Origin of the sequence: Verticiella sediminum (assembly GCF_007558815.1) — a bacterium.
Classification (GTDB): domain Bacteria; phylum Pseudomonadota; class Gammaproteobacteria; order Burkholderiales; family Burkholderiaceae_B; genus Verticiella; species Verticiella sediminum.
In genome coordinates, this window is record NZ_VLTJ01000039.1 from 464,930 (window position 1) to 477,397 (window position 12,468).

The following is a 12,468-nucleotide window of genomic DNA, read 5'->3' on the forward strand; positions in this document are numbered from 1 at the left end:
GCCATGCCAGGATCGACACCGTCGGGTCCCACCCAGCGCATCGCCGCGGTACGCCGCGACTACAACACCTGGGTCGCCAATGAGATGCTGGAGGATTACGCGCTGCGCTTCACCCCGCGGGCATTTCGCAAGTGGTCGGAGTTCCGCGTCGCCAATACTGCCGTGGGGGCAGTCTCGTTCCTCGCGCTCGAGGCCATCGGCGGCGCGATCACGCTGAACTACGGCTTCGTCAACGCCTTCTGGGCCATCGTCGCAGTCTCGCTGGTGATCTTCCTGACCGGCCTGCCCATTTCCTACTATGCGGCGCGTCATGGCCTGGACATGGACCTGCTCACGCGCGGCGCGGGCTTCGGCTACATCGGCTCGACGCTGACCTCGCTGATCTACGCTTCCTTCACCTTCATCTTCTTCGCGCTCGAAGCGGCCATCATGGCGCTGGCGATCGAGCTGCTCACCGGGCTGCCGCTGTCGCTGGGCTACCTGTTGTGCGCACTCGCCGTGATTCCGCTGGTCACCTACGGGGTCACGCTGATCAGTCGGCTCCAGGCCTGGACCCAGCCGCTATGGCTGCTCATGCTGGTGCTGCCCTACGTGGTGATTCTGATGCAGGAGCCGCAGTCGCTCGCCGGGCTGCTCGCCTATCCGGGCAAGGACGGCAACGGCGGCTCCTTCAACCTGCTGCTGTTCGGCTCGGGCGCGGCGGTGGCCGCGGCGCTGATCACGCAGATCGGCGAGCAGGTCGATTATCTGCGCTTCCTGCCCGAGCGGACCGCGCGCAACCGCTGGCGCTGGTGGGTCGCGCTGGTGTGTGCCGGTCCCGGCTGGATCGTGCCTGGGGCCGCCAAGATGCTCGCCGGCGCTTTCCTGGCCTACTTGCTGGTCGAGGCCGGCGCTCCTCTGGACAAAGCGGCCGATCCCACCCAGATGTATCTGCTCGCCTACGGCCACGTCTTCGCCGACCCGTCCTGGGCCCTGCTGGCGATGGCGGTGTTCGTCATCGTTTCGCAGGTCAAGATCAATGTCACCAACGCCTATGCCGGCTCGCTCGCATGGTCTAACTTCTTTGCCCGCCTGACCCACAGCCACCCGGGGCGGGTGGTCTGGCTGGTGTTCAACGTGCTCATCGCCATCGTGCTGATGGAGCTGGGCGTGTTCGGGGCCCTCGAGCACGTGCTCGCGGTGTTCGGCCACGTCGCCATCGCGTGGATCGGTGCCTTGGTGGGCGACCTGGTCATCAACAAGCCGCTCGGCCTGAGCCCGCGGCACATCGAATTCCGCCGCGCCTACCTGTACGACCTCAATCCGGTGGGCGTGGGCAGCATGCTGGCGGCTTTCCTGGTGTCGATCCTGGCGTTCGCGGGGCTGTTCGGCGAGCTGGCCGGCGCGCTCTCGCCGTTCCTCGCACTCGCCCTGGCGCTGCTGCTGGCGCCGGCGATCGCCTTCGCCACGCGCGGCCGCTACAACCTCGCACGCACGCCGGCTGCCACGCCGGCCGGCTGCGCCAACCTGCGCTGCGTCATCTGCCGCAACCGCTTCGAGCCGGACGACATGGCCCAGTGTCCGGCGTACAACGGATTCATCTGCTCGCTGTGCTGCACGCTGGACGCGCGCTGCCACGACCGCTGCAAACCGGCCACCGCCTGGGCTGCGTTCGCGCGCAGCGTGTTCGAGCAGGTGCTGCCCAGATCGTGGCGGCCATTGTTCCATCGCCGGCTCGCGCACTATCTGCTGGTGCACGGTTCGTTCGCCGTGCTGCTCGGCGTCATCCTGGGGCTGCTGTACTACGAGGAGGCCGCCAACCTGCGCGCCTCCGCCATCGACCCCGGCCCCCTGTTCGCCACCTTCGCCAAGCTCTATACCGTGCTGCTGCTGGTCGGCGGCGTGGCCGCGTGGTGGCTGGTGCTCGCGCGCGAGAGCCGGCTGGTGGCCCAGGAGGAGTCCGACCGCCAGACCGCACTGCTGCTGCGCGAGATCGAGGCGCACGGCGAGACCGATGCCAAGCTGCAGCGCGCCAAGGAGGCGGCCGAGGCCGCCAACCTTGCCAAGAGCCGCTTTCTGACGGGCATGAGCCACGAGCTGCGCGCCCCGCTGAACGGCATCCTGGGCTATGCGCAGATCCTGCAGCGCGATCCGGCCATCCCGGCGGCGCGGCGCGAGGCGATCGACGTGATCCACCGCAGCGGCCGCCACCTGCTCGGCCTGATCGATGGGCTGCTGGATATCTCGCGCATCGAGGCCGGCAAGCTGCGTCTGGAGACCAGCGAGGTCTTCTTTCCGGCTTTCCTGGAGCAGATCGTGCGGCTGCTGCGTCCGCAGGCCGAGGAGAAGGGGCTGGTGTTCGTGTGCGAGATCGAGACGCGCCTGCCCGACATCGTCCACGTGGACGAGAAGCGGATGCGCCAGGTGCTCATCAACCTGCTCAGCAACGCGCTCAAGTACACCGAGCACGGGGAGATCCGGCTGCGCGTGCGCTACGCGCGCGAGCTTTTGCAGTTCGACGTGCAGGACACCGGCCCGGGGATTCCGGCGCAAGACCTCGAACGCATTTTCCTGCCTTTCGAGCGCAGTTGGGCGGGCGAGCGCCAGGTGGATACGGGAACCGGACTGGGCCTGACCGTGTGCCGCATGCTCATTTCGGTGATGGGCGGAGAGATCGCGGTCCACAGCCGGGTCGGCGAGGGCAGTTGCTTCAGCGTGAAGCTGTTCGTGCCGGAAGTCCGTATTTTGAGCGGTCAGCATCCGCCCGCCGGCGTGGTGCTCGGCTATCGCGGCGCGCCCCGCACTGTGCTGATCGTCGACGACCAGGCCGGCCAGCGGCGGGTGCTGCGCGACATGCTCGAACCCCTTGGCTTTGGCGTCCTCGAAGCCCCTGGCGGAATAACTTGTCTAGACATGTTGCAGCATGGACGCGTCGACCTGTTTCTGCTCGACGTTTCCATGCCTGAAATGGACGGCTGGACACTCCTGGCGCGGCTGCGCGCGGCCGGGGCTCATGCCCCTGCGCTGATGGTCTCGGCCTCCGTCATGACCATGGACCGTGTGGCGCCGGCGGGCGCCCAGCCCGCCGGGTTCGTCACCAAGCCGGTGATTCTGGCCGAACTCCTGGCCCGCGTGGGCCAGTGCCTGGACCTCGAGTGGGTGATGCAGCCGAGCGAGTCGCGCGCTTCGGGGGAGGCGGCGGGCCTGCTGCCCGATGCGGCACTGCCGCGCGAGGATGCCGAGGTCCTGCTCGAGCTCGGCGCCATGGGTTATGTCAAGGGTGTGCTTGCGCGGCTGGACGAGATCGAGTCCCGCGAACCGCAGGCAGGGCCGCTGCTGCGCCACCTGCGCGAGCTGGCGGCGAGCTTTCGCCTCAAGGAATACGACCAGGTACTGAAAAACCATGTACGCCATGCCTATGCCCGCGAACGATAGTCGTCTCGTACTGCTGGTGGACGACGTGCCGGACAACCTGCGCCTGCTGTCCGAAGCGCTCGACCTCGCGGGCTATACCGTCCTGGTGGCGACCGACGGGCCGTCGGCGCTGGAGCGGCTGGACTACGTCACGCCCGACATCATCCTGCTCGACGCCGTGATGCCCGGGATGGACGGCTTCGAGACCTGCCGGCGCCTCAAGGCCCACCGCGGCGCCGGGCACGTCCCGGTGGTGTTCATGACCGGTCTGGTCGAGGCCGAGGACGTGGTACGCGGTTTCCAGGCGGGCGGCAGCGACTACGTCACCAAGCCCATCGACACCGACGCGGTGCTTGCGCGCATCGAGGCGCACATGCGCAGCGCGCGCATGATGTCGGCGGCCATCGACGTGATCGACGCGGTGGCGCACGCGGTGGTGGTGCTCGACACACGCGGCCGGGTGTTGTGGGAGACGCGCAGGGCGCGTCAGTGGCTGCGCGAGTATTTTGGCGAAGCGCAGACCTCGGCGCTGCCCGCGCCCCTGGCCGCCTGGGCGGGGCAGGGGCTGACGGCGCTGCAAGGCGGGGCAACGCCGTTGCCGTTGACGGTGAGCGGCAGCGGCCGCCTGGAGATCCGCCTGGCGCCAGCCCAGCGCGCGGGCGAGTACATTCTGCTGTTCGAGGAGCAGATCGGCACCGACCCGGCCGGCGCCCTCGGCTGCGAGTTCCGGCTCACCCCGCGGGAGGTGGACGTACTGCTGTGGGTGGCGCGCGGCAAGACCAACCGCGACATCAGCGACATCCTCGGCATGAGCCCCCGCACGGTCAACAAGCACCTGGAACACATCTTCGTGAAGCTGGGCGTGGAGACACGGGCCGCCGCCACCGCGCTCACCGTCAGGGTGCTGGGGACCTTGCCGCCGGCGCACTGAGCGCGCGCGCAGGGATCGACGCGCTCGCGCGAGGCAGGGACGACGCGGCCCCGCCGGCGCGACAAAGAAGGACGCCCCAGGCAGGGATGAACCCTGGGCCTGGGGCGTCGATGGGGCCGGCAGCGCGCCGGCGCCTACGTCTGGCGCGGCAGCGCCTGCGCGCTTGCGCCGGATCAGTCGTTCGACTCGTCCTTCAACTGGGGCAGGGCGTTGCCGCCGCCCGAGGTCAGCAGGCCGACCCGGGTATAGGTGGCGAGCTTGTCGCGGGTGTCGGTGATGTCCAGGTTGCGCATGGTGAGCTGGCCGATGCGGTCTGCCGGGGTGAACGGGGCGTTCTCCACCTTTTCCATCGACAGCCGCTCGGGTGCGTAGGTCAGGTTGGGCGACTCCGTGTTCAGCAGCGAGTAGTCGTTGCCGCGGCGCAGTTCGATCGTGACTTCGCCGGTGATGGCGCGCGCCACCCAGCGCTGGGCGGTCTCGCGCAGCATGATGGCCTGCGGGTCGAACCAGCGGCCCTGGTACAGGAGGCGGCCGAGCTTGCGGCCGTTCTCGCGGTACTGCTCGATGGTGTCTTCGTTGTGGATGCCGGTGACCAGGCGTTCGTAGGCGATGAACAGCAGGGCCATCCCCGGGGCTTCGTAGATGCCGCGGCTCTTGGCTTCGATGATGCGGTTTTCGATCTGGTCGCTCATGCCCAGGCCATGGCGCCCACCGATGCGGTTGGCCTCGAGCATCAGCTCGACCGTGTCGCTGTATTGCACGCCGTTCAAGGCGACGGGTTGACCTTGCTCGAAGCGCACGCTGACAGTCTCGGCCTTCACGGCAACGTCATCGCGCCAGAATGCCACGCCCATGATGGGCTTGACGATCTTGATGCCGGTGTTCAGGTGCTCCAGGTCCTTGGCCTCGTGCGTGGCGCCCAGCAGGTTGGAGTCGGTCGAATAGGCCTTCTCGGCCGACATCTTGTAGTCGAAGCCGTTCTCGCGCATGTACTCCGACATCTCGGCGCGCCCGCCCAGCTCGTCGATGAAGGTCTGGTCCAGCCAGGGTTTGTAGATCTTCAGGTCCGGGTTGGTGAGCAGGCCGTAGCGATAGAAGCGCTCGATGTCGTTGCCCTTGAAAGTGCTGCCGTCGCCCCAGATATTCACGCCGTCTTCCTTCATCGCGGCGACCAGCATGGTGCCGGTCACGGCGCGGCCGATGGGCGTGGTGTTGAAGTACGTGACGCCCGCGGTCGTGACGTGAAAGGCGCCGCTTTGCAGGGCGGCAACGCCTTCGGCCACGAGTTGCTTGCGGCAGTCGATCAGGCGGGCGTTCTGCGCCCCATATTCCATGGCGCGACGCGGAATGGCGTCGTAGTCGGGCTCGTCGGGCTGGCCGAGGTTGGCCGTGTAGGCGTACGGAATGGCGCCCTTCTTGCGCATCCACAGCAGGGCGGCGCTGGTGTCCAGACCGCCGGAGAAGGCGATGCCGACCTTCTGACCGGAGGGAAGATGGGGCAGGATCGTGGTCATGTTGTGAGCTAGGCCGAAAAAGTGGCGAGCTGCCGCGGGCCGCGGGCGCGCAGCAGGAAAAAAAATGCCTGGAGAGTGCAACCTGCAATTTTAGCGCCTTTGCACCCGACGGGCCGGCGCGGCGCGCGCCGGGGCTGCACTGCTCCTCGCGACGTCAGGGGGTGGGCTGGCGGCCGAGGACGAGGAATTCCATCAGCGCCTTCTGCACGTGCAGCCGGTTCTCCGCCTCGTCCCAGACTACGCTCTGCGGGCCGTCGATCACCTCGGCGGTGACTTCCTCGCCGCGGTGCGCGGGCAGACAGTGCATGAACACGGCCTGGGGGTCGGCGGCGGCCATCATGTCGGCGTCCACGCACCACTCGGCGAACGCGGCGCGCCGCGCTTCGTTCTCTTGCTCGTAGCCCATGCTGGTCCAGACGTCGGTGGTGACCAGGTCGGCACCGCGGCAGGCCTCTTCGGGCTTGTCGAAGAGGGCATAGTGCGCTGCGTCGATGTCGGCGAGGCGCACGGACTCCAGGGCATAGCCCGGCGGGGTCGACACGTGCACCTTGAAGCCCAGCAGTTGTGCGGCCTGCAGCCAGGTGTAGGCCATGTTGTTGGCGTCGCCCACCCAGGCCACCGTCTTGCCGGCGATGCTGCCGCGTTGTTCCATGTAGGTGAAGATGTCGGCCAGGATCTGGCAGGGGTGGTATTCGTTGGTGAGCCCGTTGATCACCGGCACGCGCGAATGCGCGGCGAAGCGTTCGATGCGTGTCTGCTCGAAGGTGCGGATCATCACGAGATCGACCATGCGCGAAATGACGCGGGCCGTGTCTTCGACGGGCTCGCTGCGGCCGAGCTGGCTGTCGCCCGTGGTGAGGTGGATGACCGAGCCGCCCAGTTGGTACATGCCCGCTTCGAACGACACGCGGGTGCGCGTGCTCGCCTTCTCGAACACCATCGCGAGGGTGCGGTCATGCAGGGTGTGGTGGGGCTGGTAGCGCTTGAAGCGATCCTTGATCAGACGCGCACGGGCGAAGACGTACTCGATCTCTTCGCGCGAAAAGTCGCGGAATTGCAGGAAATGCCGCAAGGGCCCTGTCTGATTGGGTGTCGTCGTCATATCGATTCGCCTGCCGGCGCACAGCGCCGACTCCGAAAGGCAAGTCGTTCCGGGCCCGAAGGGACGGGAACGCTCCGCCGTCATGTTTGGCAGCGCCTTGGCGCCGCGTTGGGTTGGCGGACTGGCGCTGCGCCTCGACGGGAGAGGTGCAGCGCCAGTCGCGCGGGTCAGGTGGGGCTGTCCGCCAGGAACTGCTTGATCACGGGCACCAGGCGCGCGATGATCTCGTCGGCTTCGCTTTCGCTGAGCACCAGCGGCGGCAGCAGGCGCACCACGCGGTCTCGGGTGATGTTGATGAGCAGGCCGGCCTCCAGCGCCATGCGGGCGATCGGCCCGCAATTGCGGTCGAGCTCGACGCCCAGCATCAGGCCCCGGCCGCGCACCTCGTTGACCCCTTGCACGCCGGCCAGGGCGCTGGCCAGCCCGGCCTTGAGGCGTTCGCCCACCTTCTCGGCGTTGGCGAGCAGGCCCTCGGATTCGAGGGTCTCGAGCACGGTCAGCGCCGCATGGCAGACCAGCGGGTTGCCGCCGAAGGTGGTGCCATGGTTGCCCGGCTTGAACACGCCGGCCGCGCGCCCGCCCATGAGGGTGGCGCCGATGGGCACACCGCCGCCCAGGCCCTTGGCCAGCGTCATCACGTCCGGGCGGATGTCGGCCCATTGATGGGCGAACCACTTGCCGGTGCGGCCGATGCCCGACTGCACTTCGTCGATCATGAGCAGCCAGCCGCGCTCGTCGCACAGCTTGCGCACCGCCTTGAGGTAGTCGATGTCCGCCGGACGGATGCCGCCTTCGCCCTGCAGGGTCTCGAGCAGCACGGCGTTCACGCGCGGCTCGTCCTTGCCGGCCTTCTCGATCGCGCCGATGTCGTTGTAGGCGACCTGGATGAAGCCCGAGGGCAGCGGCTCGAACCCTTCGCGCGCCTTGGGGCTGCCGGTGGCGGCCAGGGTGGCGATGGTGCGCCCATGCCAGGACGAATCCATGGTGATGATATGCGCGTGGTTGTTGCCGTTGCGATAGCCGTACAGGCGCGCGAGCTTGATCGCCCCTTCGTTGGCCTCGGAACCCGAGGACGAATAGAAGACTTCGGTCAGGCCCGAGAGCGCGACCAGCTTCTGCGCGAGCACTTCCTGCTGCGGCACCTCGTACAGGTTGGAGACGTGGATGACGCGCTGGGCCTGCTCGGTGATGGCCGCGACCAACTTGGGATGGGCATGCCCCAGGGAGTTCACGCCGATGCCTGCCAGCGCATCCAGGTATCGTCGGCCATCGGTTCCCCACAGCCACACACCCTGGCCGTGCGAAAAGGAAACCGGTAGACGGGCGAAAATATTGGACAAAGCCGAAGACATGCGTTGCTCCCGTTGGAAGGAGGGGAAAAGTGGCGGATGCGCCGAAAAAACGGAACCGGGCCATTGCCAGCCCGGTCGTCCAATCATACTTGAGATACGTGTCGGGACAGCGTCCGTACGTCGGGACTCGCGCCGCGATGTACTAAAATTCGCGCTTCACGCGGAAGTCCCATGTCAGAAACGGTTAGGCAACTCATCATCAAGGGCATCACCCTGGACGGTGCCCGCTTTCGTCCAAGCGATTGGGCAGAGCGTCTCGCAGGCGTGATGGCGCATTTCAGGCCGCCCGGCATGGCGGCGAGCCACCTCACGTACTCGCCCTATGCTCGGCCCACCCACGTCGATGGCGTCAAGTGCGTCGTGATCGACGAGCGCCTGCGTGCGCTCGAGCCGCTCGCCTGGAAGTTCGCGGTCGACTTCGCCCACGACAACGGCCTGCAGACCGCCGAGGTCTGCATGCTCCCTGAGGAGCAGAGCGGGCCGGGCAACCGGTGAAGGGCGCCACCTGGCGCCCTTTTTTCATCGCCGGGCCGCCCCAAGATGAAAAGCGCCCCCTCGGGGGGCAGCAAGCCGAAGGCGCAGCGTGGGGGCCCTTTTTCATCGCCGGGCCGCCCCTATAGACTCATCCCGTGTTGCGCAGGCCCGCGGCCACGCCGTTGATCGTGATGTGGATGCCGTTGCGTACCCGCACGTCGGATTCCACGCCCTGGGCCTCGGCTTCGCGATGCCGGCGCAGCAGCTCGATCTGCAGGTGGTTGAGCGGGTCGATGTAGGCGGTGCGGTCGCGGATCGAGCGGGCCAGCCGGGGATTGCTCTCGAGCAGTTCGCGCTGCTCTGTCACCTGCTTGAGCGCGGCGAGCGAGCGGTTCCATTCTTCGCGGATGGTGCCGAAGATGCGTTCGCGCACGGCGCGCTCGGGCATCAACTGCGCATAGCGCGAGGCGATCGCCAGGTCGGTCTTGGCGAGCACCATCTCCATGTTCGAGAGCAGGGTGCGAAAGAACGGCCAGTCGCGGGCCATGTCGCGTAGCCGCTGCAGCCGCGCGCGGCGGCCCGCGCCGCGGCCCAGGTAGGCCTCCACCGCCGAGCCGAAGCCGTACCAGCCCGGCAGCAGCAGGCGGCACATACCCCACGAGAAGCCCCAGGGGATGGCGCGCAGGTCCTCGATGCGCGCGCCCTTGCGCCGGGCGGCCGGCCGCGAGCCGATGTTCAGGCCGGCGATTTCGCTGATCGGCGTGGTGGCGAAGAAGTAGCGCGCGAAATCCGGCGTCTCGAACACCAGGGCGCGATAGGCGGCGAAGGCGGTGTCGGACAGCTCGCGCATGGTGTCGCCGTAGCGTTCCAGCGCCTCGTCCTCCAGCGCGTCGTTGCCCGCCTGCAGGCTGGCCTCGAGGCTGGCCGCGACCAGCAGCTCCAGGTGCCAGCGCCCGGTCTGCGCTTCCTTGTACTTGCTCTGGATCACCTCGCCTTGCTCGGTGAGGCGGATCTGTCCGGCCACCGTGCCGGGCGGCTGCGACAGAATGGCCTCGTAGCTCGAACCGCCGCCCCGCCCGACCGTGCCGCCGCGGCCGTGGAACAGGCGCAGGCGGACCTTGCGCTCGCGGAACACGCGCACCAGCTCGCGCTCGCACAGATACAGCGCCCAGTTCGAGGTGAGGATGCCGCCGTCCTTGTTGCTGTCGGAGTAGCCGAGCATCACTTCCTGGATGCCGCCGTGGGCGTCGTGGATCAGCGCCTCGACTTCCGGCAGGTCCAGCCAGGCCGACATGATGCCCGGGCCGGCCTCGAGGTCGGCGATGGTCTCGAACAGCGGCACCACGGCCAACCCCGCCTGGCGCGTGTCGCCCGGCACGAGCAGCCCGGTTTCCTTTTGCAGCACCAGCACTTCGAGCAGGTCGGACAGCGTCTCGGTGTGCGACACGATGGTCTGGCGCACCACGTCGTCGCCGAAGCGCGCCCGCAGCCCGGCCGCGCAGCGCAGGATACCGAGCTCCTTGGCGGTTTCCTCCGAGTAGTCCAGCCAGGGCGAGGCCAGCGGCCGTGGATGCGCGAGCTCGGCGCGCAGCAGCGCGATGCGTTCGTCCTCGCCCAGGCGGTCGTAGGATTCGGCCACGCCGGCGCGGCGGAACAGTTCGGTGAGCACGCGTTCGTGCACGTCCGAACTCTGGCGCAGGTCGACGGTGGCCAGGTGAAAGCCGAATACCGTGATGGCATACATCAGGCCGGCCAGCCGCAGGCGCAGCACGGGCGCGGCGCGCTGGGCGATCAGCGAGTCGTGCAGCACGCGCAGGTCGGCCAGGAAGGCGGCCGGGTCGGGATAGGGGGGCTGCGCGACCGCCTCGCGGCGCGCGAGATCGCGCTCGGTGAGCGCGCGCGCCGTGGCCGCCAGGCGGCCGTAGACGCCGATCAGGGCGCGCCGGTAGGGCTCGTCGTGGCGGTGCGGCGAGTCGTCGCCGGAAGCGTCGGCGAGCGCGTGCAGCGCCGGCGACGCTTCGCCGAGCAGGGCGTTGAGCGAGAGCTCGGCGCCGAGCGCGTGGACTTCCTGCAGGTAGTGATCGAGCACCGTGCCGGACTGGCGTCCGGCGGCAAACGCCAGCGTGTCGGCATTGACGTTGGGGTTGCCGTCGCGGTCGCCGCCGATCCAACTGCCCATGCGCAGGAAGGGGGCGATCGGCGCCGGCGGCGCTGCGAACGGGTCGGACAGGGCGCGTCCGCTCGAGAGCAGTTCCTCGATGTGGCGGTACAGGCCCGGCACCACGGACAGGAACGTGCTGCGGTAGTAGGACAGCGCGTTCTCGATCTCGTCGGCCACCGTGAGCCTCGTGTCGCGCAGCATCCGCGTCTGCCACAGGGTGGTGATGCGTCCGAGCAGGGTCAGCTCGAGTTCGCGGGTTTCCTCGGCGGTGAGCGGCTGTTCGCGCTGCGGCAGCAGGCGGGCGATCTCGTGGTGGATGTCCAGCGTGCTCTTGCGTTGCACTTCGGTGGGGTGGGCCGTGAGCACGGGCACCACGCAGGCATCCGCCAGAAAGCTGCGCAGCGCGCGCGATGTGTGCCCCTCGGCCTGCAGGCGGCGCACCGCGTGGCTCAGGCTGCCGCGCTGCGGGCCGTCGCCGTCCAGCGCCGTGCTGCGCTGCAGGCGCTGCTGGTCGCGGTCCTCGGCAATGTTGAACAGGTGCAGGAAATAGGCGAAAGCTCGCACCACCGCGTTCGCGCGCTCCTGGGGCAGCCGCTTGAGCAGGCGCTCCAGGCTGCGCCCCTCGGCGACGTCGCCCTCGCGCCGGAACTGCACGGCGGTGCGGCGGATGGTCTCGATGGTGTCGAAAGCCTGGCGTCCCTCATGGGCCCTGATCGCATCGCCCAGCAGGCGCCCGAGCAGGCGGATGTCGTCGCGCAGGGATGCGTTGTCGTCTGTTGCTGCGGCCGCCATGCGGGAATGCCTCCTTGTCGTTTGCTGTCCGGGCCCTGGATCGGCGCCTATGTTATCGGACCCCTCGCCGTCTGCGGGGCTTTTCGATGTCCGGGGCGGATATACTTTTCGTAAAGCCTGACTTTGGCGGCGCCGCAGGCGCGGTGCCGGGCAGCCGCCGCGAGCGGTCTGCCCGCATGCACCGCGGCTCCCGGTCCGCCGCAGCGGAGCACGGCACCTTGTCTACTCAACAGGATGCAATCGTCGGCAGCGATGCGCTGCGTGCGGCACGGTCCAGCGGTGCCGACGCCGTTGCGCCGCATCGCTGGCTGCTGCGCAAGAACTGCTCGTTGTCGCCGCGCCAGGTGGCGCTGTTCTACCTGTCGCTGACCTTGCTGTCGTTCGCGTTCGCCGCCTACTTTTCCTGGCGCGGCCTGTGGCTGGTCTGGCCCTTCGCCCTCGCTGAGAACCTGCTCCTTGCCTGCGCGCTGCTGTACTACGCGCGGCATGCGCTGGATCGCGAGTGCGTCTGCCTGGATGGCGATGCGCTCACGGTCGACGTGGTGCGCGGGGCAGTCGTGACCCGTCACGCCTTCAACGCAGCCTGGGCCCGCCTGGAGTGGCGCGGCCGGCGCGGCGACGTGCTCTGGCTGTGCGAGGGCAGGCGGGCCATGCCGCTGGGGCTGTGGGTCGCGCCGCCGGCGCGGCGCGCCTTCGCCCGGGAGCTGCGCCAGGCCCTGCGTCAGCGCAGCGCACGCTGAGGCGCAGAT

General features: G+C 68.5%; 8 protein-coding genes. 4 read left to right on the forward strand and 4 right to left on the reverse strand.

The window, feature by feature from the left end:
- Positions 1-3: 3 nt before the first annotated feature.
- The gene (locus tag FOZ76_RS21615; protein ID WP_143950338.1) at positions 4-3,414 is read left to right on the forward strand and encodes a hybrid sensor histidine kinase/response regulator; all 3,411 of its coding nucleotides are present in this window, start codon (positions 4-6) and stop codon (positions 3,412-3,414) included.
- Positions 3,392-4,324 carry a response regulator transcription factor gene (locus tag FOZ76_RS21620; RefSeq protein WP_143950694.1) on the forward strand — a complete coding sequence of 311 codons (933 nt, stop codon included), beginning with the start codon at positions 3,392-3,394 and terminating at the stop codon, positions 4,322-4,324. The genes FOZ76_RS21615 and FOZ76_RS21620 overlap by 23 nt, the downstream gene beginning before the upstream one ends.
- 173 nt (positions 4,325-4,497) lie before the next feature.
- On the opposite strand, the gene argG is transcribed toward FOZ76_RS21620, so the two are convergent.
- The 3 genes from argG to FOZ76_RS21635 form a co-directional block, all read right to left on the reverse strand.
- A complete protein-coding gene (gene argG, locus FOZ76_RS21625; protein ID WP_143950339.1) occupies positions 4,498-5,838 on the reverse strand; it encodes an argininosuccinate synthase in 1,341 nt (446 codons plus the stop codon).
- 154 nt (positions 5,839-5,992) lie between these two features.
- The gene (gene argF, locus FOZ76_RS21630; protein WP_143950340.1) at positions 5,993-6,940 is read right to left on the reverse strand and encodes an ornithine carbamoyltransferase; all 948 of its coding nucleotides are present in this window, start codon (positions 6,938-6,940) and stop codon (positions 5,993-5,995) included.
- Between the two features lie 167 nt (positions 6,941-7,107).
- Complete coding sequence (locus tag FOZ76_RS21635; RefSeq protein WP_143950341.1) at positions 7,108-8,292, reverse strand: aspartate aminotransferase family protein; 1,185 nt, start codon at positions 8,290-8,292, stop codon at positions 7,108-7,110.
- 171 nt (positions 8,293-8,463) lie between these two features.
- On the opposite strand from FOZ76_RS21635, the gene FOZ76_RS21640 reads away from it, so the two are divergent.
- Positions 8,464-8,787 carry a DUF3579 domain-containing protein gene (locus FOZ76_RS21640; RefSeq protein WP_143950342.1) on the forward strand — a complete coding sequence of 108 codons (324 nt, stop codon included), beginning with the start codon at positions 8,464-8,466 and terminating at the stop codon, positions 8,785-8,787.
- A gap of 127 nt (positions 8,788-8,914) precedes the next feature.
- Here FOZ76_RS21640 and ppc read toward each other — a convergent pair whose 3' ends face one another.
- The gene (ppc, locus tag FOZ76_RS21645; RefSeq protein WP_143950343.1) at positions 8,915-11,719 is read right to left on the reverse strand and encodes a phosphoenolpyruvate carboxylase; all 2,805 of its coding nucleotides are present in this window, start codon (positions 11,717-11,719) and stop codon (positions 8,915-8,917) included.
- Between the two features lie 218 nt (positions 11,720-11,937).
- On the opposite strand from ppc, the gene FOZ76_RS21650 reads away from it, so the two are divergent.
- On the forward strand, positions 11,938-12,459 hold the full coding sequence (locus tag FOZ76_RS21650) for a DUF2244 domain-containing protein (RefSeq protein ID WP_170235568.1): 522 nt from the start codon (positions 11,938-11,940) through the stop codon (positions 12,457-12,459).
- Positions 12,460-12,468: the final 9 nt, after the last annotated feature.